Here is a 26,254-nt window from a genome sequence, read left to right on the forward strand (position 1 = left end):
CGCTGTCACAACCTCAAAGCTGGGCCACGATCGCGCGGTAATCCGCCGACAGCGTGGCCTGAAGAATCTCTTTCGGATAGTCGTCGGTGATCACGGCCTCCCCCAGCTGGCGCAGCAGCACCAGCCGCAAGCGACCATCGAGCACCTTCTTGTCGACCGCCATATGCTCCATGAAATGCGCCGGGGTCATTTCCTCTGGTGGCACCACCGGCAAACCTGCATCCTGCAACAGGCGTATTGCGCGATCACGTTCGGCCTGGTCGATCCAACCCAGGCGCATGGACATCTCCAGGGCCATGACCGTGCCTGCGGCTACGGCCTCACCATGCAGCCACACTCCGTAACCCATGTGGGTTTCGATGGCGTGGCCGAAGGTGTGCCCGAGATTGAGCGTGGCACGCACACCGGACTCACGCTCGTCGGCACCGACCACTGCGGCCTTGGCCGCGCACGAGCGGCGGATCGCCTCGGTCAGAGCTGCGGGCTCGAGGGCACGCAGTGCCTGCATATTGTCTTCGAGCCAGGCCAAAAAGGGCTTGTCGCAGATCAGCCCGTACTTGATGACTTCAGCCAGGCCTGCCGAAAGCTCGCGCCCAGGCAAGGTCTTGAGGCTGGTGGTATCGATCAGCACGGCGTTAGGCTGATAGAAAGCCCCGACCATGTTCTTGCCCAGGGGGTGGTTTATACCGGTCTTGCCGCCGACCGAAGAGTCGACCTGTGACAGCAGAGTGGTCGGCACCTGGATGAAGTCGACCCCCCGCTGATAGCAGGCCGCTGCGAAGCCGGCCATGTCGCCGATCACGCCGCCGCCGAGCGCCACCACAGTAGTACGGCGGTCATGCCGCGCAGTCAGCAGGCCATCGAAGATCAGTTGCAGGGTTTGCCAATTCTTGTGTGCTTCGCCGTCCGGCAGGATCACTGACACTACCGAATAGGCGCCAAGGGTTTTGCTCAGGCGGTCGAGATACAGAGGCGCGACGGTTTCATTTGAAACGATGGCGACCTGGCGCCCGCGGATATGCGGCGCCAGCAGTTCGGCCTGGTCCAACAGGCCTTCGCCAATGTAGATCGGGTAGCTACGCTCACCGAGATCGACCTTAAGTGTCTGCATGTATCCCCACAATGTACTTGGGCGCGGCGCCGGCTGTGCGCGCCGCGCAGGAACGTTGAACGTCGCCTCGGCGCTGGCCGAGAATAGTCCCGGCTTAACGGGGCGGCAACTGCTGCAGGCGCTCGAGGATATCGAGCACTACCATGCGTGGCGGCCGTTCGTCGGTTTCCACCACCAGATCGGCAATTTCGCGATAGAGCGGGTCGCGAGCCTCGAGCAAGCCGCGCAAGGTGGCCTCCGGGTTCGCTGTGCGCAGCAGTGGGCGATTGCGATCGCGTGCGGTACGCCCCACCTGCTGCTCCACCGAAGCATGCAGGTAGATGACTCGCCCGCCCGCGTGCAGTGCTTGACGGTTTTCCGCGCGCATGACCGCGCCGCCGCCGGTGGCCACGACGACGCCATCGAGCGCGCACAATTCGGCGATCATCGCCTGCTCACGGTCACGAAAGCCCGGCTCGCCTTCTTTGTCGAAGATCCACGGGATGTTGGCGCCGGTTCGCAGTTCGATTTCCTTGTCGGAATCCTTGAACAGCAGGCGCAGCTCTTTGGCCAACAGGCGCCCGATGGTGCTTTTACCAGCACCCATGGGCCCTACAAGTATCAAATTTCGCACAGAATCAACGACTCACAGCAATCGCCTGGTCACTCATGATACGCGGAGTCAGGAAGACCAGCAGCTCGGATTTTTTCTCTTGTAATGCATCGCGTCGAAATAGCCGCCCAACATACGGCAGATCGCCGAAAAATGGCACCTTGTCGACCACATTGTTTTGCGCGGTCGAGTAAACGCCACCGATGACGATGGTCTCCCCATTCGCTACCCGAACCTTGGCATTGACTTCGTTCTTGCGAATCGGTGGTACGTCGTTGAGAGCATTGACGAAATCGGGCTCATCCTTGGTCACTTTGACCGTCATGATGACATTGCCGTCCGGCGTGATCTGTGGAGTAACTTCCAGTGACAGCGAGGCTTCGCGAAAGGCTACCGAGGTCGCCCCGCTTTTGCTGGTTTCCTGGTAGGGCACTTCGGTGCCTTTGAGAATCCTGGCGGTTTCCTTGTCAGCCGTAACCACCTTGGGCTGGGAAATGATTTCGCCGTTGCCGCTTTTCTCCATCGCGCTGAGCTCCAGGTCCAGCAGCACACCGCCGCGCAACAACCCTACGCCAATGCCAGCTGCGGCCCGGTCCATGCCCAGGTCGACGAACAGGTCCTTGCCCAACAGTGGTGCATCCCCGTATAACTGCCGCCCCCAGCGCACCCCCAGGCCTTTTTCGTAATCGACATTGGCCTCCACGATACGCGCCTCGATTTCCACCTGCTGGACCGGTACATCAAGCTGTGCGACCAACTGGCGCAACTCGGCCAGGCGCTCAGCCGGCTGGTGCGCTACCAGGGTGTTGGTGCGCGTATCGACACTCAGACTGCCACGGCCGGTCAAAATACCGTCATCGGCGAGCGTCGCCAGGAGCAACTCGGCAAGGTCCGAGGCCTTGGCGTGATGAATCGGTAGCAGCTCACGCCGCAAAGGCTCCATTTGTGCGTCCAGCTCCTGTTTGATACGGGCACCGCGAGACTGCTCGGCCAACTCTGCGGCGGGCGCGACCAACAACACATTGCCCTGCTCACGTCGCGCCAGACCCTTGCTGTGCAACACCAAATCCAGCGCTTGATCCCAGGGCACATCATGTAGCCGCAAGGTGATATTGCCTTGCACGGTGTCACTGGCCACCAAGTTGATCCCGGCATAGTCAGCCAGCACCTGAAGCACTGAGCGCACCTCCACATCCTGGAAGTTCAGGGTTATGGCCTCACCCCGAAAGGGCGCTGCCAGACACGCCTGACTGGCCATCAAGCCCACCACTAGCCATTTCGACAGCCTCATCGTCGCCCTCCGTGGCCTCAGTTTTCATGCTCTTCCTGAGCTTCAGCGTTACCGTGCGCTCTCGCCACACGCCTCCTACGAACAGACGCTCGCGGACCTCGAATTGCCGTTCGCCAACCTGCACCACTACCCCTCCCTCGCGCCCCAGCCGGTCCCCTGGGCGAACGCGGTACACACGCCCAGCCGACAACACAAGCGCTTCGCTCTGCTCACCGCGCTGCAGGCTGCCGACCATCTGCAGCTGTGTCAGCGCAACACCGGCAAGCCCTGCGCGCACTACACGAGCCGGCGAGGAAGAAAACGGATCCAGGCTCACAGGTTGCATCTGACCGCGAGCAGGCACATCGGCCAGTGATGGCGGCTGTGGTACGGAGCCGTCGGCTTGATAGACATACACTCGCATACCAAGGCTCAACAGCCCTGGCCGATCCTCCGTTGGCTCCAGCCGCATCGTCTCGGCACGCAGCAGGCGAACCTGGCCAAGCCAGTCGTCCAGCCACACTCGAAGCCCTGCATACCCCCCAACTACGCGTATATCCACAGGCGTCTGCCAGTAGCCAGGTCGCTTGACCTCCTCGCCCACATCCAGTTGCTCGAAGTGCAGGCCATGGGCATGCCCTGAAGCGGCCAACTGATCCAGCAAATCGCTCATGCCTGCGCCGGCAGCCAGGCGCCAGCGAGCATCCTGCAACTGCATCAGCTCAGCCTCGTAGTTTTCACGAAGTTGCCCGAGCGCCTTCACCTCGCCAATTGCAGCTTGTTGGTCTTCCAGCAGCCCCACATACCGAGCACGTGCCACCTCCTCACGCTGTAGCCATTGAGGTAGAAGAAGCAAGCACCCAAAACCGAACACAACAATGCACAAAATGCCCGGTAGCGCACTGCGAGCCAGTGGCAAGCGCTCTATCAATGCCAGCAACTCTCCACCGCGCAACAGGTTCATGACCAGACTGCCGATACGCGCGCCAGCAGCAGAAACTCGTCGCCGCCCGGCTGCTGCCTGATGTGTTTGAGCTCCAGGTCGCGTAGCACGCCAGAGCGCTCAAGTTCACGCATCAGCTGCGCCACTACAGCGCTGGAGGCAGCTATCCCGGCCATGCGCAATTGCGAGCCGTCCATCTCCACGTGGCGCAGACGAGCGCCCTCCGGCATTGCCCGCTCGAGGTCGGCAAACACTGCGCTTGGCAGCCCTTGCTGGGTACGCAAGCCTGCCAAGGCCGCAACCTGATTGCGCACGTCGGCGTAAGCCTGGGTGATGCGTTCGTGTTCAGAGAGCTGCGCCTGGAGTGCCTGTATTGCGACCTGCTGGGCGTGGCTGGCCATGGCATGCTGGCGAACGCGCTGACGAGCCAATTGGTCCATCAACAGGACGGCGCACAGCGCCAACACTGCAGCCCCTACCAACATCAGGCGTAAACGCTGGATCGCCGCTTGGCGCTGCCGCTCTCGCCAGGGCATCAAATTGAGGCGCAACATCAATGCAGGCTCCCAAGCGCCAAGGCAAAGGCCAACGCCATGCAGCCGTCCTGGCAGTGCACACCTGCCACAGGCGGCAACGGGTGGCACGGCAAGCCAAAGCGCTCACTCAGGCGAAGCAGCGCGTCTTGACCGATTGCCGACGCACCGGCCACAAGCAGTTCGGTCGGCATCTGGCCATCTGCCAGTTCATTGAGCAGCTCCAGGACTGCCCCCGTCTCCAGCGGCCACTCACGCCGGACAGGCAGGGTATCGCCAAGCCAGCCATGCAACGTTGCGCTTCCCGGCTCGATGCGCAGCAGCGCTGCGCCACTGTGGCCTTGACCCGGCAGCAGGCGACGCAGGGCAATTGTGTCAACTTCCACCACCTCGAGTTCCAGATCCGCGGCTTCGAAGGCAGCGACCAAAGGCTGCAGCGAGCTTTGCCGGCTGGCCGCAACCAATACATCCTGACATCCCGGTTGCAGCAGGGAGTCCCCCAGTACCTGAAAGTCCAATGCCAGATCTTCGAGTGGGAAAGGGAAGAGCTGCTCCGCATCACCCAGCAGTTGCGCCTCCAGCTGGCTGGGGGCCTGCCCCTCAGGCAAGCGGCACAGCTTGCAGATGACCTGCGAGGCGGGCAGTGCCACTGCGGCTCTACGTAGGCGCCTGCCCGATTGCTGACACGCGTTGCGCAAAGTAGCTATCAAGCGCTCTGGCCCCTGCGATCGGTTGCCAGGCGCGAGCGGCTCGAACTCATGCACCGCCCAGACAAGCGGCTCATAACGCCCCCTGTGGCGCCGCAGTTGGGCAACCCGCAGTGAATCCGAGGTGATTTCCACCCCCAGCAGTGAACTGGCATCCTTGCCAAAGCGTCCTAACATCACGATTTCCTTGTTACAACCATGAACCGCCACACTGCCGGGCCCTGAAGGGCCAAACGGTGCAGCGAGCCGCCTGGCCGGTCACCCGGCGAAGCGAAAAGTGCTTATAATGCCCAGCGTTTTTTCGTCCGCCGGCCCCGTGCGCAATTCACCTCTCAACCTGGACACCGAAAAGCCTTGATACGCCTGCTGAAGTTCTTCTGGTGGTCTTTCGTCGCAGTCATCTGCGCGCTCGTACTCGGTGTGAGCGGTGCGTTTCTGTATCTTAGCCCCAACCTGCCATCGGTCGATTCACTCAGAAGCATCCAGTTGCAGATCCCACTGAGGGTCTTTAGCAGTGACGGCAAGCTGATCGCCGAGTTTGGCGAAATGCGGCGCTCGCCGATCCGCTTCGCGGACATTCCGCCACAGTTCATTCAGGCACTTCTGTCAGCCGAGGACGACAATTTCCTCAACCACTACGGTGTCGATCCGAGCAGCCTGATGCGTGCTGCTACCCAGCTGGTGAAGTCTGGTCATATTCAGACCGGCGGCAGCACCATTACCATGCAGGTGGCAAAAAACTACTTCCTCACCAGCGAACGCAGCTTCTCGCGCAAGACCAGCGAAATTTTGCTGGCTCTGCAGATCGAGCGCGAACTGACCAAGGACGAGATCCTTGAGCTGTACGTGAACAAGATCTACCTGGGCAACCGCGCCTACGGTATCGACGCCGCGGCTCAGGTTTACTACGGCAAGTCGATCCGCGACGTGAGCCTGGCACAGATGGCAATGATCGCCGGTCTGCCGAAAGCACCCTCACGTTTCAACCCGCTGGCCAACCCGGCCCGTGCCAAGGAGCGCCGTGACTGGATCCTTGGGCGCATGTACAAGCTCGGCAAGATCGACGAAGCCAGCTACCAGGCTGCCCTGGCCGAACCGCTCAACGCCAGCTACCACGTACCGACCCCTGAGGTGAACGCACCTTACGTGGCTGAAATGGCCCGCGCCGAAATGGTCGGCCGTTATGGCGGTGATGCCTACACCGAGGGTTTCCGCGTGACCACTACGGTGCCTAGCGATATGCAGGAAATGGCCAACAAGGCCATCCTCAACGGCCTCACCGAGTACGACGAACGCCATGGCTATCGTGGCCCGGAGGCGCGCTTCCCAGGCAAGACGCATGCTGCCTGGCAACAAGAGCTGAACAAGCAGCGTAACCTCGGCGCGCTGGAGCCGGCCATCGTCACCCAGGTCGAGAAAACCGGCATCAAGGTGTTGACCCGTGACGGCAAGGATGAAGAGGTTGCCTGGGACACCATGAAGTGGGCACGCCCCTACATCAACACCAACGCCCAAGGCCGTTCGCCGCAGTCGCCCGCTGACGTCGCGCAGGTCGGCGACCTGGTGCGCCTGCAGCGCCTGGACGATGGCAAGCTCAAGTTCAGCCAAGTCCCCACCGCGCAGAGCGCGCTGGTCACCCTCGACCCGAACAATGGCGCCATCCGCGCGCTGGTAGGTGGTTTCTCGTTCGAGCAGAGTAACTACAACCGCGCCATGCAGGCCAAGCGCCAGCCGGGTTCGAGCTTCAAGCCGTTCATTTACAGCGCAGCCCTGGACAGCGGCTACACCGCCTCCAGCCTGGTCAACGATGCTCCGATCGTATTCGTCGATCAGTATCTGGACAAGGAATGGCGCCCCAAAAATGACACCAACACCTTCCTTGGCCCGATTCGCTTGCGCGAGGCGTTGTACAAGTCCCGTAACCTGGTTTCGATTCGCTTGCTGCAGGCCATGGGGGTGGATCGCACCATCGATTACATCACCAAGTTCGGCTTCAACAAGCAGGACCTGCCGCGCAACCTGTCGCTGGCACTGGGTACCGCAACCCTGACACCGATGGAAATCGCGACTGGCTGGAGCACCTTTGCCAATGGCGGCTACAAGGTGAACCCGTATCTGATCGACCGTATCGAGAGCCGCAGTGGTGAAACGCTGTTCACCGCCAATCCAGCCCGCGTCCCTCAAGGGGCTGAGGACAATGCAGGGTTGCCTGCTGCGGAGCAACCGATCAGCACTTCCGCCCTGCCAGGCGAGGCGCCCTCTGCCCTTGGCGAGGTTGCACCACCACCGCAAACCCCGGCCGTCGCTGAACGAATCGTCGACAATCGCACTACTTACATCCTCACCAGCATGCTGCAGGATGTGATCAAACGCGGCACCGGCCGCCGGGCCCTGGCTTTGGGCCGTGACGACCTGGCCGGCAAGACCGGCACCACCAACGAGTCCAAAGATGCCTGGTTCTCAGGCTACAACGCCGATTTTGTGACCACCGTGTGGGTTGGCTTCGACCAGCCAGAAAGCCTCGGCCGTCGCGAGTACGGCGGCACGGCGGCACTGCCTATATGGATGAAATTCATGGGCGCGGCGCTGCATGGCAGGCCAAGCCATGCGCCAGCGGAGCCGGACGGCATCCTCAGCCTGCGAGTAGACCCGGTGAGCGGACGCGCGGCCTCGCCGAGCACGCCTAACGCCTACTTCGAACTGTTCAAGGCCGAGGACTCGCCACCGTCGGTGGACGAACTAGGCAATGGCGTTGCGCCAGGTAGCCCGCTGCCAGCCGATGAAGCGGCGCCTATGGACCTGTTCTGACCCTCAACTTGGGGTGATGCATCTATCAAGCGCCGCCCGCGCGGCGCTGGCTCTCACAGCCACCACAACCCTCAAGACGAACACAAAAAAGCCCCGACTCTCGCGAGCCGGGGCTTTTTACTGCCGCGAGGGCTGCTATCAGCCGTTGAACACTTCATCCACGCTGTTGAGCGGGTAGTGCTTCGGATACGGCAGCGTTGCCACACCGGACTCGATGGCGGCTTTGGCCACAGCGTCGGAGACGACGGTGATCAGGCGCGCGTCCAGCGGTTTCGGGATGATGTACTCGCGGCCGAACTCCAGGCCTTCAACACCGTAGGCATCGCAGACTTCCTTAGGCACCGGCAACTTGGCCAGGTCTTTCAGGGCGATGGCGGCAGCGATCTTCATTTCTTCGTTGATGCGCTTGGCGCGAACATCCAGGGCACCACGGAAGATGAATGGGAAGCCCAGTACGTTGTTGACCTGGTTCGGGTAGTCGGAGCGACCGGTCGCCATGATCACGTCGTTGCGAGTAGCGTGGGCCAGCTCTGGGGAAATTTCTGGGTCCGGGTTCGAGCAGGCGAACACGATCGGGTTGGCAGCCATCGACTTCAGGCCTTCCGGGCTCAGCAGGTTCGGGCCGGACAGGCCAACGAACACATCAGCACCGTCCAGAGCATCGGCCAGCGTGCGCTTGTCAGTGGCGTGGGCGAACTGGGCCTTGTACTGGTTCAGGTCGTCACGGCCAGCGTGAATCACGCCGCTGCGGTCGATCATGAAGATGTTTTCGACCTTGGCGCCCATGCTGACCAGCAGCTTCATGCAGGAGATGGCAGCAGCGCCGGCACCCAGGCAGACGATCTTGGCATCTTCGAGCTTCTTGCCGGCGATTTCCAGGGCGTTGATCATGCCGGCCGCGGTCACGATTGCGGTGCCGTGCTGGTCATCGTGGAACACTGGAATATCGCACTGCTCGATCAGGGTGCGTTCGATTTCGAAGCACTCAGGAGCCTTGATGTCTTCAAGGTTGATACCACCGAAGGTGATCGAGATACGCTTGACGGTGTCAATGAAAGCCTGCGGGCTTTCCGAGTCGACTTCGATGTCGAACACATCGATACCAGCGAAACGCTTGAACAGAACGCCCTTGCCTTCCATCACTGGCTTGGATGCCAGTGGGCCAAGGTCACCCAGACCCAGGATAGCGGTGCCATCGGAAATGACCGCGACCAGGTTGCCCTTGCCGGTGTACTTGTAAGCCAGCTCAGGATCACGGCCGATTTCACGCACAGGCTCTGCAACACCTGGGCTGTAGGCCAGGGCGAGATCACGGGCGGTGGCAGTGGGCTTGGAGAGCTCGACGCTCAGTTTTCCCGGACGGGGCTGAGCGTGGTATTCGAGAGCGGCAGTTTTCAGGTCTGACATGGTGGGCATTCCGCTATTTACTGTTCTGACGGGCCGCCGAGGATACGCAAAGAGCCGGGGAGTCACAAGACTGGTCAGTCACTTGTGTCAAGGCCTTTAGCCTACGACTTTAAGCTATCACACACGGGGCATGCGGCACTCAGTGTGTACAATTCAATAGCGAAATGTCTACATCTTTCGGCTTGATGTGCGCTCAAGCATACTGGGGTCTGTCAGAGGTAAAACCCAGCGCCGCTGCCCTGGCTTGAGCCCGCCCTGGCGGGATCGATCCTTCACCCAGCCCCGCACCTCGACCTGGCGCCCTTTGAGGTTATCGAAGAACCGCGCCGGGAAGGAGGGTTGCAGACGAGCGGGAATCTGCAACACCACACGCCTGTCCAGTTCCAGCCAGACGCCACCACGATTGCGTTCGATGTTTCCCACAGTGCCAGTCAGCACGGCGAAGCCCGATTGCTTTACACGTTCGGCCCTGAGCACGGGCGAGTTGCCCCACAGACCGGCCCGCTTGTTGCGCGCCACCTGCTCGGCCGCGCGCTGGCAGCCCACCAACCGCACATTGGGTGCGACCGCGACACGAAACCCAAGCCCTTCGCTGAGCAACTGTGCTTCCAGATTGTTGCCACTGCGGTCATAAACATGCGCCAGGGTGCGGCCATATTTGTCCCTGCCCTGCACGCCTGGCACCAGCCCCAAGCGCCCGTCGCTGGCTTTGACCAGTGCTTGCAGGCGCTGCCTAGCGGCCTCGGCATAAGGCTCGCTGGGTTGTGCTTTGCGCCCGATCTCTGGGGCATTGATGCCGATCATGCGAACGCTACGACCGTCTGTCAGGCGCAGGGTGTCGCCGTCGACCACTTGGCGCACCGCTACCCGCTGCGGCTGGTCAGGCACCGGGCAGAACGCCAGGGCTGGGAGGTGCCAGATTGCGCCCACAAAAAAAGCGCCCACAAGGGGCGCCTTTTTCAGCAACACTGCGAAGCCCGAAGGGTTCGCCATGCGCATGATTACTTCTTGGTACCGAACATACCGAAGCGATCGGCGAACTTCTGTACGCGGCCGCCGGTGTCCAGAACTTTCTGCTTACCGGTGTAGAACGGGTGGCACAGGTTGCAAACGTCGATCGCCAGGGTGTCGCCCAGGGTCGAACGAGTTTCGAACTTGTTACCGCAGCTGCAGGTGACTGCAACTACTTCGTAGTTCGGGTGGATACCTTCTTTCATGGTCACTTCCTCAAGCTGCGTGCCGCCACCCAACACCTATTGTTGAATACCGCACGTAATTAGGCGGCAAATAATACCAGAGCATCGCGCCAACGCAAGTTGTCGCTTGCACCGACCGTCGTCTGCTAGGCTCGCCAGTCTTCGAAACGCCCTGCGAGACCTCACGCGTGCCCGACGTCATTCTGCGCCTTGCCCTGCCCTCCCCGTTGCGTCGCCTGTTCGATTACAAGGCGCCTGCAAGCATGGCGCGCCAAGCACTGACCCCCGGCATGCGCGTTCGCGTGCCATTCGGGCGTCGCGAAATGATCGGTGTGCTTGTGGAGGTGTGTGCACAGAGCGAGGTGCCCGCCGACAAGCTAAAGCCCGCCAGTGCCTTGCTCGACTCGGTTTCGCCGATCCCGCCAGCGCTGTTCAAGCTGTGCCTATGGACCGCGCAGTACTACCAGCACAGCCTTGGCGACACATTGAGCTGGGCCCTGCCTGCGCTGCTGCGCCAGGGCGAGCCCGCCGAGATGCGCCAGGAGCGCTTCTGGCACGTAGCACCCGATGCACGCCTGGAGGACCCACGCATCGCCCGCGCGCCCCGTCAGCGCGATGCCCTCAAGACCCTGGCCCAGCACCCGCACGGCGTGGCACACAGCCTGCTGAGCAAGCTGAACCTGAACAAGGACAGCCTCGACCTGCTGCTGGCCAAGGAGCTGGTTCAACTGGAGGTACGCCGCCACCAGCCGGCGCCACGCCATGAACATTTGCTGGCGCAGCCGGAATTACCGCTGAACGACGAACAACGCGATGCGTTCGACGCCGTGCGGGAGGGTTTTGACGCGTTTGCTGCCTTCCTGCTGGCCGGCGTCACCGGCAGTGGCAAGACCGAGGTGTACCTGCAACTGATCCGCGAAACCTTGGAGGCCGGTAAGCAGGCCCTGGTGCTGATTCCGGAAATCAACTTAGGGCCGCAAACCCTGGCGCGCTTCGAGCAGCGCTTCAACGCCCGCATCGCCTTGCTGCACTCGGCCGTGAATGATCGTGAGCGCCTCGACGCCTGGCTGGCCGCTCGCGACGGCGAGGCCGACATCATCATCGGTACGCGCTCGGCGCTGTTCACGCCGATGAAAAACCCAGGGCTGATCATCATCGATGAAGAACACGACGGCTCCTACAAACAGCAGGAAGGCCTGCGCTACCACGCCCGCGACCTGGCGCTGGTACGCGCCCAGCAAGAGAACATTCCGATCTTGCTCGGCTCCGCGACGCCGTCGCTGGAAACCTTGCACAACGCACTTACCGGCCGCTATCGCCTGCTGCGCATGAACCAGCGCGCCGGTGGTGCCCGCCCGCCGCGCATGTTGCGCCTGGATGTGAAGAGCCTGCCGTTGGACAGCGGTATCAGCGGCCCTTTGCAACAGGCCATTCGCCAGACCCTGGAGGCCGGTCAGCAGGTGCTGGTGTTCCTCAACCGCCGCGGCTTCGCCCCAACCTTGCTGTGCCATGACTGCGGCTGGCTGTCCGAATGCCCGCGCTGCGATGCACGCATGACCGTGCACCAGCGCTCTGGCGTGCTGCGTTGCCATCACTGCGGCTACGACGAGCGCCTGCCGCAGCAGTGCCCGCAGTGCAATCATGTCGACCTGCGCCCGGTTGGCGCCGGCACCGAACGCGCAGAAGAACGCTTGAAAGTGCTTTTTCCGGACTATCCGATTTTGCGCGTGGACCGCGACAGCACGGCCCGCAAGGACGCCATGCATACGCTTTTCACGACCATTCAGCGCGGCCAGCCGAGCATCCTCGTGGGCACCCAGATGCTAGCCAAAGGGCATCATTTCCCTCGGGTGACCTTGGTAGCCATCCTCGATGCCGATGGCGGCCTGTTCTCCGGCGACTTCCGCGCCAGCGAGCGCATGGCCCAACTGATCGTGCAGGTAGCGGGCAGGGCCGGGCGCGCCGAGGAACCGGGCAAGGTGGTCATCCAGACGCACTTGGCCGACCACCCACTGCTGGTGCAATTGACCGAACAAGGCTACTTCGCCTTCGCCGAACAGGCTTTGGACGAGCGGCGCAATGCTGGGCTGCCGCCGTTCTCTCACCTGGCCCTGCTGCGCGCCGAAGCGCACAAGCCCGGCCAGGCCGAAGGCTTCCTCGACCAAGCCTGCGCTGCGGCCGAGCGCCTGGTGGCAGAACAGCAACTGCCCGGCATCGAGCTGCTTGGCCCGGTGCCTGCGCCCATGGAGCGGCGCGCCGGGCGCTTCAGGGCGCAACTGTTGGTTCAGGCCAATACCCGAGCCCCCTTGCATCGACTGATCAGTGCCTGGTTGCTAGTGTTGGAGCAACTGCCGAGCGGGCGCCAGGTACGCTGGTCGCTGGACGTCGACCCGGTGGACCTTTATTGAGCATGTGCCCTAAAGGTTGGCAACCCGCGCCCAGCAACGGATAATGCCCAGTTTTTCCACCAGCGCATCCAGGCGCCCTACCGCGCTTGCGGTCGAAAAGAGATCCCAATGAAAGACACCATTCGCCAGCTGATCCAGCAAGCCCTCACCCAACTCGTCACCGACGGTGTGCTGCCTGAAGGGCTCTCGCCGGCGATTCAGGTGGAAAATGCCCGGGACAAGACCCACGGCGACTTCGCCAGCAACATCGCCATGATGCTGGCCAAGCCAGCTGGCATGAAGCCGCGCGAGCTGGCAGAAAAACTGATCGACGCATTGCCGGCCAGCGCCGACATCAGCAAGGTCGAGATCGCCGGCCCTGGCTTTCTGAACTTCTTCCAGAACACCGAGGCCCTGGCCCAGCGCCTGGACGCAGCGCTGGCCGATGCCCGCCTGGGTGCACGCAAGGCAGGCCCTGCGCAGAAGGTAGTGGTCGACATGTCGGCGCCGAACCTGGCCAAGGAGATGCACGTTGGCCACCTGCGTTCGACCATCATTGGTGATAGCGTCGCCCGCGTGCTGGAGTTTCTTGGTGACCAAGTCGTTCGTCAGAACCACGTAGGCGACTGGGGCACCCAGTTCGGCATGCTGCTGGCCTACCTGGAAGAAAACCCGATCACCAGTGATGAACTGTCGGACCTGGAAAACTTCTACCGCGCCGCCAAGAAGCGCTTCGACGAGTCCGAGGCGTTCGCCACCCGCGCCCGCGGCCTGGTGGTCAAACTGCAGGCCGGCGACCCAGACTGCATGGCACTGTGGACCCGCTTCAAGGACATCTCGCTGTCGCACTGCCAGAAGACTTACGAGCTGCTCAACGTCAAGCTGACCATGGCCGACGTGATGGGCGAAAGCGCCTACAACGCCGACTTGGCCAACGTGGTCGCAGACCTCAAGGCCAAAGGGTTGCTGGTCGAAGACCAAGGCGCCCAGTGCGTATTCCTCGAAGAATTCAAGAACAGCGAAGGCGAGCCACTGCCGGTGATCGTACAGAAGGCCGATGGCGGATACCTGTACGCCACTACCGACCTGGCAGCCGTGCGCTACCGCAGCAACGTGCTCAAGGCTGATCGCGCCTTGTACTTCGTCGACCAGCGTCAAGCCCTGCACTTCAATCAGGTATTCGAAGTGGCCCGCCGTGCTGGCTTCGTCGGCCACCCAATGCAGATGGAGCACATGGGCTTCGGTACCATGAACGGCGCCGATGGCCGCCCGTTCAAAACCCGCGATGGCGGGACCGTGAAGCTGATCGACCTGCTCAACGAAGCCAAGGATCGCGCCTACGCGCTGGTCAAGGAAAAGAACCCGAGCCTGGACGAAGATGAACTGCGCCGCATCGGTGAGGTGGTTGGCATCGGCGCGGTGAAATACGCCGACCTGTCCAAGCATCGCACCAGCGACTACAGCTTCAACTTCGAACTGATGCTCAACTTTGAAGGCAACACAGCGCCGTATCTGCTTTATGCCTACACCCGCGTGGCTGGCGTGTTCCGCAAGCTGGGCAAAGGCTTAGACCAAGTCGATGGCCACATCGTGCTGCAGGCCGCCCACGAGCAGGACCTGGCGGCACGCTTGGCGCAGTTCGGTGAGGTGCTCAACAGCGTGGCCGAGAAAGGCACCCCGCATGTGCTGTGCAGCTACCTCTACGACTTGGCTGGCCTGTTCTCGAGCTTCTACGAGAACTGCCCGATTCTCGCCGCCGACACCCCAGAACAGCAGCAGAGCCGCCTGCGCCTGGCTGCGCTGACTGGCCGCACCCTCAAACAAGGTCTGGAACTGCTCGGCCTGGAAACCCTGGAGCGCATGTAAGTTGGCTGCCAAGAAAAAACCAGCACCCAAACGCGGGGCCAGCCGCCAGACCGCACCAGCCAAGCAGCCGATTCCGGGCTGGGTATGGTTGGCCGTAGGCCTGACGGTCGGTGCATTCATCGTCTTTCTCATGAAGCTCGAACCGGGTGGCGGCGAGATCAAGCGCACCAAGCCCGAGCAGCAAAAGCCCGAGAAAGTGGCCGAGGCCGGCAAGTCGACCACGGCGGCCTCTGCACAGCAGCCGGTCAAGCCCAAGTACGATTTCTATACGCTGCTGCCCGAATCCGAGGTCATCGTGCCGCCGGAGGCTGTACCCGAAAAAACCCCGCCAGTCCCTGCCCAGCCCGTCACTCCAGTGACACCGGCGGAGGCTGCGAAAATCGATACCGCACGCGCTCAGGCCGCCTTGCTGGGGCAAACCCCGCCCCCGGCACCTCCGGTGATCAAGCCCGCCGCTACCACGCAGTACTTCATGCAGGCGGGTTCGTTCCGCAAGCAGGCCGACGCTGACAAAGTGCGTGCGCAGATCATCCTGCTGGGCCTGGCGGTCAAGGTCGAGTCGGGTACCGTGAAGGATGAAACCTGGTACCGGGTGCTGGTCGGGCCGTTCAGCAACCGCGAACAGCTGACCGGGGCACAAAAGCAGTTGTCGGGGGCAGGCTTCAACAACCTGCTACTGCAGCAGCGACAGACCCGCCAGTAATGAAAAAGGCCTTGCCGTACAACGCGACAAGGCCTTTTTTACGCGCAGGCGTTTAGCGATTGCGGGCGTTGGCTTCGGAAATCTGGCCGTTGAGGGTCCAGAAATCGTAGAGCACCCCAACGAGGAACAGGCCGCCGGTAAAGAAGTAGATGATCGCCGTGATCCACTTGCCCTGGTAAAGACGGTGTACGCCGAAAATGCCGAGGAAGGTCAGCAGTATCCAGGCGATGTTGTAGTCGATACGGCCCGATTGGAAGCGCATGTCCGCCTCACGGTCCATCGACGGGATCAGGAACAGGTCGATCAGCCAGCCGATGCCGAGCAGGCCCAGCGTGAAGAACCAGATCGTCCCGGTAATGGGCTTGCCGTAGTAGAAACGGTGAGACCCGGTAAAGCCGAAAATCCACAACAGGTAGCCAATGACCTTGCTGTGGGTGTCGTGATACGGCACGCCCTGTTGATAACTGTTCATTCATAGCCCTCGTGGGTTATCCGAAAATTTTCTAAAAAAAGTTGTGACTTTTTCGCCGCAGGGCGACGTACGGCAACATGACAATCGACCAACGGCCCAGAAAGGAGTCAAAAAGCTGTTATAAAGTTGCCCGCCAAACACATAATCACTCATAAGAGCTTCATCTATGCCGCCTTTATTCAAGACATGGCTGACCCTCTGCCTATTATTGCCCCTGGCCGCCCACGCCACCAACCGTGAGCAACGTCTTCCCAATGGCTTCACCGGTTACACCAGCAATGCATCGGTGAAACACGCGCCCACCAAGCAAACCTCGCTGCGCGCACGCTCGGCCTCTTCGAGCAAAAGTCACCACCTGCCTGCTGTTGCAGCCATGTCGCCCAAACAGAGCAGCAATGTACTGAGCCGTGCAGTCAATGTGCTAGGTACTCCTTATGTTTGGGGCGGCAGCAACCCGAAAAAAGGTTTCGATTGCAGCGGGTTGGTAAAGTACGCGTTCAATGATGTGGCTGACGTCGACCTGCCGCGCACCTCCAATGCCATGGCTCAAGGCCACGGCGTGAAAGTCGCCAAAAGCGACCTCAAGCCCGGCGACCTGATTTTCTTCAACATCAAAAGCCGCCGTGTGAACCACGTTGCCATCTACCTGGGTAACGATCGCTTCATCCACGCGCCTCGCAGGGGCAAGCGGGTGAGCATCGACACCTTGAGCAAGCCGTACTGGCAGCAGCACTATGTAGTGGCCAAACGTGTACTGCCAAAAGAACAGCAAGCACTGAGCCTGGCCAAACGCTGATCTGATCAGCGCGAGTGAACCGCTCCCACAAGCCCTGTAGGAGCAGGTTCACCCGCTGTACGTCAGCACAGCCGCTACGGGTCACTAATCAACCCGCGCTCCCTCAGCCCCCGAATCGCTCCCTCCATCGTCCGCATGCCCTCCGCCGCCCCGGCCTGCATCACCGAACATAACTGCGCCATGCGCCCCTCGCGCACCAGATTGCGCACAGCAGGTGTCGCCGCCAGCACCTCACGCGCCGCGACACGGCCACCACCCACCCGCTTGACCAGCGCTTGCGCCACCACCAAGCGTAATGACTCTGCCAGCATGGACCTTACCAGCGGCTTTTCCGGCGCCTCGAAAACCTCGACCAACCGATCGATGCTGCCTGCAGCAGAGCGCGTATGCACCGTGGCCAGCACCAGATGGCCGGTCTCTGCGGCACGCAACGCCAAGCGGATGGTTTCCAGATCGCGCAGCTCGCCAATCATGATCACATCGGGGTCCTGACGTAGCGCACTGCGCAAGCCTTGCGCGAAGTCGCGGCAGTGCCGGCCAACTTCACGCTGGTTGATCAGGCTGCATTGGCTGGTGTGGATAACTTCGATGGGGTCTTCAAGCGTGATGATGTGCAGCGCCCGCTCCCGGTTCAGCCGGTCGACCAAGGCCGCCAGGGTGCTTGACTTGCCGCTGCCGGTCGGGCCGCCTACCAGCACAAGCCCATCCGAATATCGCGCAACAGCTTGATACACTTCCTCGAGGTCGAGCTCATCCACGCAGGCTATGCGCTGAGCAATCAGCCTGATGGTGGCGGCCAGACCATTGAACTGCCGAAACAGATTGAGACGAAATCGCCCCAGGCCAGGTAACTGCAAGGCCAGGTCCAGCTCATCGCCATGCTGCCATTGCCGGCACTGGTTCTGATCGAGCAAGGGCGTTATCGCATCGCCCAACGCGGCTGCCGTAATCTCTGGCAGCGGCATGCGCCGTAACGCCCCATCCACGCGCAGCATCGGTACCTCGCCCGTTGCCAGGTGCAGGTCGCTAGCCCTTGCATCCATGGCCCGGGCCAACAGGTCGGTCACATCCATGAGACTCCCCAATAGCCATCAAGCAGGTAGAATGCCGAAGATCTTCAGAGCAGACGGCATCGATCCATGTCCACCATAGCAGACAACCTTCGCGCCCTTGCCGCCCGAATCCACGATGCAACCCAGGCCGCCGGGCGTGAGCCGGGCAGCGTGCAGCTGCTGGCGGTCAGCAAAACCAAACCCGCCGCTGCCATCCGCGAAATCCACGCCGCCGGTGTGCGCGACGTGGGTGAAAACTACCTGCAAGAGGCACTGGCCAAGCAAGCGGAACTGCGCGACCTGCCCTTGATCTGGCACTTCATCGGCCCCATTCAGTCGAACAAGACCAAAGCCATTGCCGAACATTTCGACTGGGTACACTCCGTGGACCGCTTGAAGATCGCCCAACGCCTGTCCGAGCAGCGCCCTGCGGGCCTGGCGCCGCTGAACATCTGCCTGCAGGTGAACGTCAGCGGCGAAGACAGCAAGTCCGGTTGCGCCCCTGCCGACCTGCCAGCGCTGGCCAAGGCGGTGGCGGCATTGCCGAATCTGCGCCTGCGGGGGCTGATGGCGATACCTGAGCCCAGCGAAGATCGCACCATCCAGGAGGCGGCCTTTGCCAGCCTGCGCCAGCTCCAACAAGGCCTGGACCTTGGCCTCGATACCCTGTCGATGGGCATGAGCCACGATCTGGAGGCAGCCATCGCCCAGGGAGCGACCTGGGTACGTATCGGTACCGCCCTGTTCGGCGCCCGCCAGTACGGCCCCGCCTGATTCCATGCTTTACTCACTCTTTCCTTCAAGGACCTGACATGAGCAAGACACGTATCGCCTTTATCGGCGCCGGCAACATGGCCGCCAGCCTGATCGGTGGCCTGCGTGCCCAAGGCCTGGACGCGGCGCAGATCCGTGCCAGCGACCCGGGCGCCGACACCCGCACCCGCATCCAGGCCGAACACGGTATCGAGGCGTTCGAAGACAACGCCCAGGCTGTCGAGGGCGCCGACGTCATCGTGCTGGCGGTCAAACCGCAGGTCATGAAAGATGTGTGCGCGGCGCTCAAGCCAAACCTCAAAGCGGGGCAACTGATTGTCTCCATCGCCGCCGGCATCACTTGCGCCAGCCTGCAGGCCTGGCTTGGCGATGTTGCGCTGGTGCGTTGCATGCCCAATACGCCGGCCCTACTGCGCCAAGGCGTCAGCGGCCTTTATGCCACCGCCCAGGTATCCGCCGAACAACGTCAGCAGGCCGAACAGCTGCTGTCGGCGGTCGGTGCCGCCCTGTGGCTTGAGCAGGAGCAGCAACTGGACGCGGTCACTGCGGTATCCGGCAGCGGCCCGGCCTACTTTTTCCTGCTGATCGAGGCAATGACCGCTGCCGGCGAAAAATTGGGGCTACCTCGCGAAATCGCCTCTGAGCTGACCCTGCAAACCGCCTTGGGCGCAGCCCACATGGCGGTCGCCAGCGATGTCGATGCCGCTGAACTGCGCCGTCGTGTCACCTCGCCAGCCGGCACCACCGAAGCGGCCATCAAGTCGTTCCAGGGCAATGGCTTCGAGGCCATCGTCGAGCAGGCGTTGCAAGCGGCGTCAAAACGGTCTGCAGAGCTGGCCGAACAACTGGGCAAATAAGGAGCTGTCGATGAATGCACTGTCCGGCGCCGCGATCTTCGTGGTGCAAACCCTGGTCAGCCTGTATCTGGTGATCGTGCTGCTGCGCTTCGTGCTGCAGCTGGTGAAGGCCAACTTCTACAACCCCTTGAGCCAGTTCGCCGTGCGCGCCACCCAGCCGCTGCTCAAGCCGATCCGTCGAATAATTCCGAGCACCGCTGGCCTGGACACTTCCTCGCTGCTGCTGGCGATCGTGATTCAGGCGCTGTTGATGGGCTTCGTGTTGATGGTCACCTACGGCACCTTCGGCGACATCCTGCACCTGCTGACGTGGGCCATCATCGGGGTCACCTCGCTGTTCCTGAAAATCTTCTGGGTGGCGATGATTGTCATGGTGATCGTCTCGTGGGTTGCCCCTAACAGCCACAACCCCGCTGCCGAGCTTGCCTGGCAGATCAGCGAGCCGGTGCTGGCGCCCTTCCGCCGCATCGTGCCCAACCTGGGCGGCATGGACATATCGCCGATCTTCGCCTTCCTGGCGATCCAGGTGATCCAGTCGTTCGTCATGCCTCCGCTGGCGGCCTACGCAGGCATGCCACAAGAACTGTGGCGCATGATCTAAGGACCTGGCCCTGCTGTTGCCTCCAGAGGCAAGCCTTCGCTTGCCGCTGGGGGTAGCGCTCTTTAGACTTACGCCTCCGTCAAGCGTGAGCAGGGTCGATGTCCACTGTCCTTCCCGAAGATTCCGTCGGTCTGGTTACACCTCAGATTGCCAGGTTCGATGAACCGCTGGCCCTGGCCTGCGGCCGTTCGCTGAACAGCTATGAACTGGTCTACGAGACCTACGGCACACTGAACCCCAGCGCGAGCAATGCCGTGCTGATCTGCCATGCACTGTCCGGCCACCACCACGCTGCTGGCTACCACGCCACCACCGACCGCAAGCCAGGCTGGTGGGATAGCTGCATCGGCCCTGGCAAGCCGATCGATACCAATCGCTTCTTCGTGGTCAGCCTGAACAACCTCGGTGGCTGCAACGGCAGCACCGGCCCAAGCAGCACCAACCCGGCTACCGGCAAGCCCTACGGCGCCGAATTTCCGGTGCTGACGGTGCAAGACTGGGTACACAGCCAGGCACGGCTGGCCGACCGCCTGGGCATCGGCCAGTGGGCTGCGATCGTCGGCGGCAGCCTCGGTGGCATGCAGGCGCTGCAATGGACCATCACCTACCCCGAGCGTGTGCGTCATTGTGTAGACATCGCCTCGGCGCCCAAGCTGTCGGCGCAGAACATCGCTTTCAACGAGGTCGCACGCCAGGCCATCCTCACCGACCCTGAGTTTCACGGCGGCTCGTTCCAGGATCAAGGTGTGATTCCCAAACGTGGCCTGATGCTGGCACGTATGGTCGGCCACATCACTTACCTATCCGATGACTCGATGGGTGAGAAGTTTGGCCGTGAACTGAAAAGCGACAAACTCAACTACGACTTCCACAGCGTCGAATTCCAGGTCGAAAGCTACTTGCGCTATCAGGGCGAGGAGTTTTCCGGCCGTTTCGACGCCAATACTTACCTGTTGATGACCAAGGCTCTAGACTATTTCGACCCGGCCGCTGCCCAAGGCGGCGACCTGGCGGCCACCCTGAGCCACGTCAAAGCCGATTACTGCATCATCTCGTTCACCACCGACTGGCGCTTCTCGCCGGCCCGCTCGCGAGAGATCGTCGATGCCTTGATGGCCGCACGCAAGAACGTCTGCTACCTGGAGATCGATTCACCTTATGGGCACGATGCCTTCCTGATCCCCACGCCTCGCTACATGCAGGGTTTCGCGAACTACATGAACCGCATCGTCATCTGAGGACAGCATGAGAGCCGACCTGGAAATCATCCACGAGTGGATTCCCGCCGGCAGCCGGGTACTGGACCTGGGCTGCGGCAGTGGCGAGCTTCTGGCCTCGTTGCGTGACCGCAAGCAGGTCACCGGCTATGGCCTGGAGATCGACGCCGACAATATCGCCGCTTGCGTGGCTAAAGGTGTCAACGTCATCGAGCAGGACCTGGACAAAGGCCTGGGCAACTTCGCCAGCAACAGCTTCGACGTTGTGGTCATGACCCAGGCCCTGCAGGCTGTGGAGTATCCTGACCGCATCCTCGACGAAATGCTGCGAGTGGGCCGCCAGTGCATCATCACCTTCCCCAACTTCGGTCATTGGCGCTGCCGTTGGTATCTGGCCACCAAGGGCCGCATGCCAGTGTCGGACTTCATGCCCTACACCTGGTACAACACGCCGAACATCCACTTCTGCACGTTCGCCGACTTCGAACAGCTGTGCCGCGAGCGCCGGGCCAAGGTGCTGGACCGCCTAGCCGTCGACCATTTGCATCGCAACGGGTGGGCTGGCCGGCTTTGGCCTAATCTTCTGGGTGAAATCGGCATCTACCGTGTCAGCAGCCCGGGCTTGCGGGAGCACCACCTGGCGGTCTGACGCTTTCCGGAGGAATCGCACCATGCGTCGTCGCCTAGCCCTGTTACTGATCAGCCTGTGCCTGGCTCTGCCAGCACTGGCGTCCGAAGCTGCTCGCCCCGAGCGCAAGGAAGTCTTCGGCGACGTTACGGTGCACTACAGCGCTTTCACCTCAAGCATGCTGCAACCGGACATTGCCGCTGCCGCCGGGCTGAACCGCAGCAAGAACCAGGGCGTGCTCAACATTGCCGTGCTCAAGGGCAACAAGCCTTCTACGGCGGTGGTCAGCGGCACTGTCAAAGACCTGACCGGCCGCACCAGCGCGCTGTCATTCAAGCAGATGACCGAACACGGCGCGGTGTATTACATCGCTCAGTTCAAAATCGAGCAGGCCCAGACCCTGACCTTCGACATCACGGTCGAAACCGGCGGGGTCAGCCATTCACTTAGTTTCAACCAGGAAGTCTTCCCAGGCGAATGATGAATCTCCAGCAACTCGTACTGGCCAGCCATAACGCTGGCAAACTCAAGGAACTTCAGGCGATGCTCGGCCAGTCGGTGCAGCTGCGTTCGATTGGCGAGTTCAGCCAGGTCGAACCCGAAGAAACCGGCCTGTCGTTCGTGGAAAACGCCATCCTCAAGGCGCGTAACGCCGCGCGGATTTCCGGCTTGCCGGCGCTGGCCGACGACTCAGGCCTAGCGGTGGACTTTCTTGGCGGTGCGCCAGGCATCTACTCGGCGCGCTACGCGGACGGCAAGGGTGATGCAGCCAACAACGCCAAACTGCTCGATGCGTTGAAGGATGTGCCACAAGACCAGCGCGGCGCACAGTTCGTCTGCGTGCTGGCGCTGGTACGCCACGCCGACGATCCGCTGCCGATTCTTTGCGAAGGCTTGTGGCACGGCAGCATCCTGTTCGAGGCCAGCGGGGAGCATGGTTTCGGCTATGATCCGCTGTTCTGGGTGCCTGAGCGCCAGTGCTCCAGCGCTGACCTCGCACCTGTGGATAAAAACCAGCTCAGCCATCGCGCCCGCGCCATGGCCCTGCTGCGCCAACGTCTGGGCCTGGCATGATCGCAGCGCAGTCCCAACGCTGCGTGGCAGCAATGACCAGCCTGCCGCCGCTGGCGCTGTACATCCACATTCCGTGGTGTGTACGCAAATGCCCGTATTGCGATTTCAACTCCCATGCCGCGGGGCCTGAGCTACCAGAAGAGGCATACGTCGACGCGCTGTTGACCGACCTCGATCTGGAGCTGGCTGCCGTCCAGGGGAGGCCCCTGTCGTCGATCTTCTTCGGGGGCGGTACGCCTAGCCTGTTCAGTGCCAATGCCCTGGGGCGCCTGCTGCGCGGGGTCGAGCAGCGCATCCCGTTCGCATCGGACATCGAGATCACCCTGGAGGCCAACCCGGGGACCTTCGAGCAAGAGAAATTCAAGGCCTATCGGCAAACGGGCATCAACCGCCTGTCGATCGGGGTGCAGAGCTTTCAGCCTGCCAAGCTTCAGGCGCTAGGGCGCATCCACAATGGTGACGAAGCGGTTCGCGCTGCCGGCATGGCGCGCGCTGCTGGCTTCGACAACTTCAACATGGACCTGATGCACGGCCTGCCCGAGCAATCGCTTGACGATGCCTTGGGCGATCTGCAGCAGGCCATCGACCTCGGCCCTACCCATCTGTCGTGGTACCAGCTGACCGTCGAGCCAAATACGGTGTTCTGGAACCAGCCACCGGAACTACCAGAGGACGATATCCTCTGGGACATCCAGGAGGCGGGCCAGGCGCTGATGGCAGCCAACGGCTTCAAGCAGTACGAAGTATCGGCCTATGCTCAGGCTGATCGGGCCGCCCAGCACAATCTCAACTACTGGCGCTTTGGCGACTTCATTGGCATCGGTGCCGGCGCCCACGGCAAGCTGACGTTTGCCGACGGCCGCATCCTGCGTACCTGGAAGACCCGCCTGCCAAAGGATTACCTGAATCTGGCCAAGCCATTCAAGGCCGGCGAAAAGCTGTTACCCGTAGAGGAGCTACCGTTCGAGTTCCTGATGAATGCGCTGCGCCTGACCGATGGCGTGGAGGCCGAGCTGTTCACCCAGCGCACCGGGCTGCCCCTGGCGCAGCTGGCCGAAGCACGACGTGCTGCCGAACAAAAGGGTCTTTTGCAAGTCGAACCGAATCGGCTGGTAGCCACACCGCGAGGCCAGCTGTTCCTCAATGACCTGCTGCAGTATTTCTTGACCTAAGGAAGACCCATGGATCTGGTACTCGATCTGCTCGCTACGGTTTCTCGCTGGAGCCGCAGCAATCTGTCTGAGATTTCCCTTGCCTTGGTAGGCTGCCTGCTGGTGTTGTTCGGCACCGATATCAAAGGTTGGGTAGACCAGCGCCTGGGCGCTCTGGCGGGTGCGCTGCGCGTGCCGGTGATGGCGGCACTGGTGATGATCGGCAGTGGTGCGGCGCTGATCTATGCTACCCCCTGGGTGGTGAAGGGGTTGGGGCAATTCAACAACTATGCGCTGGCACCGGTGTTGCTGGTGGTGCTGGTGCTGATTGGCGTGGTGGCTGATCGCCGAGGGTGAGGCGCCACCAGCGTGTCAGCCTGGGCCGGCCTCATAACGGCGCAAGCCGCTCCCGCTGGTCGAGCATCACCTCAAAGCATGGGCGCTAAGGGAGCGGGTTCACCGCGAACACGGGCCAAAGCCCGTGATCACTGCGGCGTATCGAAAGGCTTGATACGCCGGTCAGTCCACCTTCTCGAACTTCAGATCCCAGACCCCATGGCCCAGGCGTTCGCCACGACGCTCGAACTTGGTGATCGGGCGCTCCTGCGGGCGCGGCACGTAAGTACCGTCGTCAGCCTGGTTGCGATACCCCGCAGCGGCGCTCATCACTTCGAGCATGTACTCAGCGTAAGGCTCCCAGTCGGTGGCCATGTGGAACACGCCGCCGGGCTTGAGCTTGCGCCGTACCAACTCGGCAAACTCCAGTTGCACGATACGGCGCTTGTGGTGACGCGCCTTGTGCCACGGGTCCGGGAAGAACAGCATCAGACGGTCAAGGCTGTTGTCGGCTACGCAGCGGTTGAGTACTTCAATCGCATCGCAGTCGTACACCCGCAGGTTCGTCAGGCCCTGAGTCAGCACGCCGTTGAGCAGCGCGCCGACACCCGGACGGTGCACTTCGACACCGATGAAGTCCTGCTCCGGCGCAGCGGCGGCCATTTCCAGCAGGGAGTGCCCCATGCCGAAGCCAATCTCCAAGGTACGCGGCGCCGAACGGCCGAATACCTGGTCGTAGTCCACCGGGCTGTCGGCCAGCGGTAGGATGAACTGCGGGCCGCCCTGGTCGAGGCCACGTTGCTGGCCTTCGGTCATGCGCCCGGCACGCATCACGAAACTCTTGATGCGGCGGTGTGGGCGCTGGTCGCCGTCGGCGGAGATCGGCGTATCTTGCGAGTCAGTCATCAGGGGCTCTTACTTGATCAGACCATCCAGCGGCGAAGATGCGCTGGCATAAAGTTTTTTCGGCATGCGGCCGGCCAAATAGGCCATACGACCGGCGAGGATGGCGTGCTTCATTGCCTCGGCCATCAACACCGGCTGCTGTGCGTGAGCAATGGCCGAGTTCATCAGTACGGCCTCACAGCCCATTTCCATAGCGATGGTGGCGTCGGAGGCCGTGCCTACGCCAGCGTCGACCAGCACGGGCACCTTGGACTCCTCGAGGATGATCTGCAGGTTGTACGGATTACAGATACCCAAGCCAGTACCAATCAGGCCAGCCAGTGGCATCACCGCGATGCAGCCAGCTTCTGCCAACTGACGGGCAATGATCGGATCGTCGCTGGTGTACACCATTACGTCGAAGCCGTCCTTGACCAGCACTTCTGCGGCCTTGAGGGTTTCGATCACGTTGGGGAACAGGGTTTTCTGGTCGGCCAAAACTTCCAGTTTCACCAGTGTGCGCGACTCGTGGGACTTGTGCCCATCGAGCAGCTCGCGAGCCAGGCGGCAGGTACGCACTGCCTCGACCGCGTCGAAACAACCGGCGGTATTGGGCAGGATGGTGTACTTGTCAGGCGACAGCACGTCGAGCAGGTTCGGCTCGCCTGCATTCTGGCCCAGGTTGGTCCGGCGTACGGCCACGGTGACGATCTCGGCACCCGAAGCCTCGGTTGCCAGGCGGGTTTCTTCCATGTCACGGTACTTGCCGGTGCCCACCAGCAGGCGCGACTGGAAAGTGCGCCCGGCCAGGATGAAAGGCTTGTCGCTGCGAACGTTGCTCATCGATGTTCCTCTGGAAAGGGTTGCAGGCTATCGGGTGAATTGCCG

The 26,254-nt window shown here is 61.9% G+C and carries 27 protein-coding genes; 14 read left to right on the forward strand and 13 right to left on the reverse strand.

Annotated features, from left to right (window positions below; translation table 11 throughout):
• Nucleotides 1–13: 13 nt before the first annotated feature.
• From aroB to pilM, 6 genes are all read right to left on the reverse strand, one after another.
• Entirely contained in the window at nucleotides 14–1,111 is a 1,098-nt protein-coding gene (gene aroB / locus HU725_RS21425) for a 3-dehydroquinate synthase (RefSeq protein WP_186476270.1), read from the reverse strand.
• A gap of 94 nt (nucleotides 1,112–1,205) precedes the next feature.
• Complete coding sequence (gene aroK, locus HU725_RS21430; RefSeq protein WP_060479889.1) at nucleotides 1,206–1,724, reverse strand: shikimate kinase AroK; 519 nt, start codon at nucleotides 1,722–1,724, stop codon at nucleotides 1,206–1,208.
• 4 nt (nucleotides 1,725–1,728) lie between these two features.
• Nucleotides 1,729–2,994, reverse strand: a complete 1,266-nt coding sequence (locus HU725_RS21435; RefSeq protein ID WP_186476269.1) for a type IV pilus secretin PilQ — start codon at nucleotides 2,992–2,994, stop codon at nucleotides 1,729–1,731.
• Nucleotides 2,921–3,937 carry a pilus assembly protein PilP gene (locus tag HU725_RS21440; RefSeq protein ID WP_186476268.1) on the reverse strand — a complete coding sequence of 339 codons (1,017 nt, stop codon included), beginning with the start codon at nucleotides 3,935–3,937 and terminating at the stop codon, nucleotides 2,921–2,923. The genes HU725_RS21435 and HU725_RS21440 overlap by 74 nt, the downstream gene beginning before the upstream one ends.
• On the reverse strand, nucleotides 3,934–4,470 hold the full coding sequence (locus tag HU725_RS21445) for a PilN domain-containing protein (protein WP_186476267.1): 537 nt from the start codon (nucleotides 4,468–4,470) through the stop codon (nucleotides 3,934–3,936). The genes HU725_RS21440 and HU725_RS21445 overlap by 4 nt, the downstream gene beginning before the upstream one ends.
• Nucleotides 4,470–5,333, reverse strand: coding sequence for a type IV pilus biogenesis protein PilM (pilM, locus tag HU725_RS21450; RefSeq protein ID WP_186476266.1), 864 nt, complete (start codon nucleotides 5,331–5,333; stop codon nucleotides 4,470–4,472). Before pilM ends, HU725_RS21445 begins: the two co-directional genes overlap by 1 nt.
• A gap of 177 nt (nucleotides 5,334–5,510) precedes the next feature.
• Between pilM and HU725_RS21455 the strand changes: the two genes are divergently transcribed.
• A complete protein-coding gene (locus HU725_RS21455) occupies nucleotides 5,511–7,964 on the forward strand; it encodes a penicillin-binding protein 1A (RefSeq protein WP_060479884.1) in 2,454 nt (817 codons plus the stop codon).
• Between the two features lie 138 nt (nucleotides 7,965–8,102).
• On the opposite strand, the gene HU725_RS21460 is transcribed toward HU725_RS21455, so the two are convergent.
• The 3 genes from HU725_RS21460 to rpmE all read right to left on the reverse strand — a co-directional run bounded on the left by HU725_RS21460 (nucleotide 8,103) and on the right by rpmE (nucleotide 10,588).
• Nucleotides 8,103–9,371: a malic enzyme-like NAD(P)-binding protein gene (locus HU725_RS21460; RefSeq protein WP_060479883.1), complete on the reverse strand. Its 1,269-nt coding sequence runs from the start codon at nucleotides 9,369–9,371 to the stop codon at nucleotides 8,103–8,105.
• A 168-nt stretch (nucleotides 9,372–9,539) separates the two neighbouring features.
• On the reverse strand, nucleotides 9,540–10,370 hold the full coding sequence (locus HU725_RS21465; RefSeq protein WP_186476265.1) for a thermonuclease family protein: 831 nt from the start codon (nucleotides 10,368–10,370) through the stop codon (nucleotides 9,540–9,542).
• 2 nt (nucleotides 10,371–10,372) lie between these two features.
• Nucleotides 10,373–10,588 (reverse strand): 50S ribosomal protein L31, encoded by a 216-nt coding sequence (gene rpmE / locus HU725_RS21470; protein ID WP_054884221.1) that lies wholly within the window; start codon nucleotides 10,586–10,588, stop codon nucleotides 10,373–10,375.
• A 167-nt stretch (nucleotides 10,589–10,755) separates the two neighbouring features.
• Here rpmE and HU725_RS21475 point away from each other — a divergent pair, with 167 nt between their 5' ends.
• From HU725_RS21475 to HU725_RS21485, 3 genes are all read left to right on the forward strand, one after another.
• Nucleotides 10,756–12,975, forward strand: coding sequence for a primosomal protein N' (locus HU725_RS21475; RefSeq protein ID WP_060479881.1), 2,220 nt, complete (start codon nucleotides 10,756–10,758; stop codon nucleotides 12,973–12,975).
• 108 nt (nucleotides 12,976–13,083) lie between these two features.
• Nucleotides 13,084–14,820, forward strand: coding sequence for an arginine--tRNA ligase (gene argS / locus HU725_RS21480; RefSeq protein WP_186476264.1), 1,737 nt, complete (start codon nucleotides 13,084–13,086; stop codon nucleotides 14,818–14,820).
• A gap of 1 nt (nucleotide 14,821) precedes the next feature.
• Entirely contained in the window at nucleotides 14,822–15,523 is a 702-nt protein-coding gene (locus tag HU725_RS21485) for an SPOR domain-containing protein (protein ID WP_186476263.1), read from the forward strand.
• 52 nt (nucleotides 15,524–15,575) lie between these two features.
• Here the strand turns inward: HU725_RS21485 and HU725_RS21490 are convergent, their stop codons facing one another.
• Nucleotides 15,576–15,995: an NINE protein gene (locus HU725_RS21490; RefSeq protein ID WP_060479878.1), complete on the reverse strand. Its 420-nt coding sequence runs from the start codon at nucleotides 15,993–15,995 to the stop codon at nucleotides 15,576–15,578.
• A gap of 166 nt (nucleotides 15,996–16,161) precedes the next feature.
• On the opposite strand from HU725_RS21490, the gene HU725_RS21495 reads away from it, so the two are divergent.
• Nucleotides 16,162–16,791 carry a C40 family peptidase gene (locus HU725_RS21495; protein ID WP_186476262.1) on the forward strand — a complete coding sequence of 210 codons (630 nt, stop codon included), beginning with the start codon at nucleotides 16,162–16,164 and terminating at the stop codon, nucleotides 16,789–16,791.
• Nucleotides 16,792–16,865: 74 nt separating this feature from the next.
• Here HU725_RS21495 and HU725_RS21500 read toward each other — a convergent pair whose 3' ends face one another.
• Entirely contained in the window at nucleotides 16,866–17,864 is a 999-nt protein-coding gene (locus HU725_RS21500; protein WP_186476261.1) for a type IV pilus twitching motility protein PilT, read from the reverse strand.
• 66 nt (nucleotides 17,865–17,930) lie between these two features.
• Between HU725_RS21500 and HU725_RS21505 the strand changes: the two genes are divergently transcribed.
• From HU725_RS21505 to HU725_RS21545, 9 genes are all read left to right on the forward strand, one after another.
• On the forward strand, nucleotides 17,931–18,617 hold the full coding sequence (locus tag HU725_RS21505; protein WP_060479875.1) for a YggS family pyridoxal phosphate-dependent enzyme: 687 nt from the start codon (nucleotides 17,931–17,933) through the stop codon (nucleotides 18,615–18,617).
• 38 nt (nucleotides 18,618–18,655) lie between these two features.
• A complete protein-coding gene (gene proC / locus HU725_RS21510; protein WP_186476260.1) occupies nucleotides 18,656–19,474 on the forward strand; it encodes a pyrroline-5-carboxylate reductase in 819 nt (272 codons plus the stop codon).
• Between the two features lie 10 nt (nucleotides 19,475–19,484).
• Entirely contained in the window at nucleotides 19,485–20,075 is a 591-nt protein-coding gene (locus tag HU725_RS21515; RefSeq protein ID WP_186476259.1) for a YggT family protein, read from the forward strand.
• Nucleotides 20,076–20,173: 98 nt separating this feature from the next.
• Nucleotides 20,174–21,313, forward strand: a complete 1,140-nt coding sequence (gene metX / locus HU725_RS21520) for a homoserine O-succinyltransferase MetX (protein ID WP_060479872.1) — start codon at nucleotides 20,174–20,176, stop codon at nucleotides 21,311–21,313.
• 7 nt (nucleotides 21,314–21,320) lie between these two features.
• The gene (metW, locus tag HU725_RS21525; protein WP_186476258.1) at nucleotides 21,321–21,941 is read left to right on the forward strand and encodes a methionine biosynthesis protein MetW; all 621 of its coding nucleotides are present in this window, start codon (nucleotides 21,321–21,323) and stop codon (nucleotides 21,939–21,941) included.
• A 22-nt stretch (nucleotides 21,942–21,963) separates the two neighbouring features.
• On the forward strand, nucleotides 21,964–22,401 hold the full coding sequence (locus tag HU725_RS21530; protein ID WP_060479870.1) for a DUF4426 domain-containing protein: 438 nt from the start codon (nucleotides 21,964–21,966) through the stop codon (nucleotides 22,399–22,401).
• Nucleotides 22,398–22,994, forward strand: coding sequence for an RdgB/HAM1 family non-canonical purine NTP pyrophosphatase (rdgB, locus tag HU725_RS21535; RefSeq protein ID WP_186476257.1), 597 nt, complete (start codon nucleotides 22,398–22,400; stop codon nucleotides 22,992–22,994). The genes HU725_RS21530 and rdgB overlap by 4 nt, the downstream gene beginning before the upstream one ends.
• Entirely contained in the window at nucleotides 22,991–24,166 is a 1,176-nt protein-coding gene (gene hemW, locus HU725_RS21540) for a radical SAM family heme chaperone HemW (RefSeq protein ID WP_186476256.1), read from the forward strand. The genes rdgB and hemW overlap by 4 nt, the downstream gene beginning before the upstream one ends.
• Before the next feature lie 9 nt (nucleotides 24,167–24,175).
• Entirely contained in the window at nucleotides 24,176–24,502 is a 327-nt protein-coding gene (locus tag HU725_RS21545) for a DUF3392 family protein (RefSeq protein ID WP_027920975.1), read from the forward strand.
• 162 nt (nucleotides 24,503–24,664) lie between these two features.
• Here the strand turns inward: HU725_RS21545 and trmB are convergent, their stop codons facing one another.
• Nucleotides 24,665–25,387, reverse strand: coding sequence for a tRNA (guanosine(46)-N7)-methyltransferase TrmB (gene trmB, locus HU725_RS21550; protein ID WP_186476255.1), 723 nt, complete (start codon nucleotides 25,385–25,387; stop codon nucleotides 24,665–24,667).
• Nucleotides 25,388–25,396: 9 nt separating this feature from the next.
• Nucleotides 25,397–26,209, reverse strand: coding sequence for a thiazole synthase (locus tag HU725_RS21555; RefSeq protein ID WP_027920973.1), 813 nt, complete (start codon nucleotides 26,207–26,209; stop codon nucleotides 25,397–25,399).
• Nucleotides 26,210–26,254 lie beyond the last annotated feature (45 nt).

Origin of the sequence: Pseudomonas promysalinigenes, assembly GCF_014269025.2 — a bacterium.
Taxonomy (GTDB): Bacteria; Pseudomonadota; Gammaproteobacteria; order Pseudomonadales; family Pseudomonadaceae; genus Aquipseudomonas; species Aquipseudomonas promysalinigenes.

What these genes read in the sequence shown, in the direction of transcription:
- aroB (WP_186476270.1), bottom strand. Translation starts at nt 1,111, where the DNA reads ATGCAGACACTTAAGGTCGATCTCGGTGAGCGTAGCTACCCGATCTAC.
- HU725_RS21435 (WP_186476269.1), bottom strand. Translation starts at nt 2,994, where the DNA reads ATGAGGCTGTCGAAATGGCTAGTGGTGGGCTTGATGGCCAGTCAGGCG.
- HU725_RS21440 (WP_186476268.1), bottom strand. Translation starts at nt 3,937, where the DNA reads ATGAACCTGTTGCGCGGTGGAGAGTTGCTGGCATTGATAGAGCGCTTG.
- HU725_RS21445 (WP_186476267.1), bottom strand. Translation starts at nt 4,470, where the DNA reads ATGTTGCGCCTCAATTTGATGCCCTGGCGAGAGCGGCAGCGCCAAGCG.
- pilM (WP_186476266.1), bottom strand. Translation starts at nt 5,333, where the DNA reads ATGTTAGGACGCTTTGGCAAGGATGCCAGTTCACTGCTGGGGGTGGAA.
- HU725_RS21460 (WP_060479883.1), bottom strand. Translation starts at nt 9,371, where the DNA reads ATGTCAGACCTGAAAACTGCCGCTCTCGAATACCACGCTCAGCCCCGT.
- HU725_RS21465 (WP_186476265.1), bottom strand. Translation starts at nt 10,370, where the DNA reads ATGCGCATGGCGAACCCTTCGGGCTTCGCAGTGTTGCTGAAAAAGGCG.
- rpmE (WP_054884221.1), bottom strand. Translation starts at nt 10,588, where the DNA reads ATGAAAGAAGGTATCCACCCGAACTACGAAGTAGTTGCAGTCACCTGC.
- argS (WP_186476264.1), top strand. Translation starts at nt 13,084, where the DNA reads ATGAAAGACACCATTCGCCAGCTGATCCAGCAAGCCCTCACCCAACTC.
- HU725_RS21490 (WP_060479878.1), bottom strand. Translation starts at nt 15,995, where the DNA reads ATGAACAGTTATCAACAGGGCGTGCCGTATCACGACACCCACAGCAAG.
- HU725_RS21495 (WP_186476262.1), top strand. Translation starts at nt 16,162, where the DNA reads ATGCCGCCTTTATTCAAGACATGGCTGACCCTCTGCCTATTATTGCCC.
- HU725_RS21500 (WP_186476261.1), bottom strand. Translation starts at nt 17,864, where the DNA reads ATGGATGTGACCGACCTGTTGGCCCGGGCCATGGATGCAAGGGCTAGC.
- HU725_RS21505 (WP_060479875.1), top strand. Translation starts at nt 17,931, where the DNA reads ATGTCCACCATAGCAGACAACCTTCGCGCCCTTGCCGCCCGAATCCAC.
- proC (WP_186476260.1), top strand. Translation starts at nt 18,656, where the DNA reads ATGAGCAAGACACGTATCGCCTTTATCGGCGCCGGCAACATGGCCGCC.
- HU725_RS21515 (WP_186476259.1), top strand. Translation starts at nt 19,485, where the DNA reads ATGAATGCACTGTCCGGCGCCGCGATCTTCGTGGTGCAAACCCTGGTC.
- metX (WP_060479872.1), top strand. Translation starts at nt 20,174, where the DNA reads ATGTCCACTGTCCTTCCCGAAGATTCCGTCGGTCTGGTTACACCTCAG.
- metW (WP_186476258.1), top strand. Translation starts at nt 21,321, where the DNA reads ATGAGAGCCGACCTGGAAATCATCCACGAGTGGATTCCCGCCGGCAGC.
- HU725_RS21530 (WP_060479870.1), top strand. Translation starts at nt 21,964, where the DNA reads ATGCGTCGTCGCCTAGCCCTGTTACTGATCAGCCTGTGCCTGGCTCTG.
- rdgB (WP_186476257.1), top strand. Translation starts at nt 22,398, where the DNA reads ATGATGAATCTCCAGCAACTCGTACTGGCCAGCCATAACGCTGGCAAA.
- hemW (WP_186476256.1), top strand. Translation starts at nt 22,991, where the DNA reads ATGATCGCAGCGCAGTCCCAACGCTGCGTGGCAGCAATGACCAGCCTG.
- HU725_RS21545 (WP_027920975.1), top strand. Translation starts at nt 24,176, where the DNA reads ATGGATCTGGTACTCGATCTGCTCGCTACGGTTTCTCGCTGGAGCCGC.
- trmB (WP_186476255.1), bottom strand. Translation starts at nt 25,387, where the DNA reads ATGACTGACTCGCAAGATACGCCGATCTCCGCCGACGGCGACCAGCGC.
- HU725_RS21555 (WP_027920973.1), bottom strand. Translation starts at nt 26,209, where the DNA reads ATGAGCAACGTTCGCAGCGACAAGCCTTTCATCCTGGCCGGGCGCACT.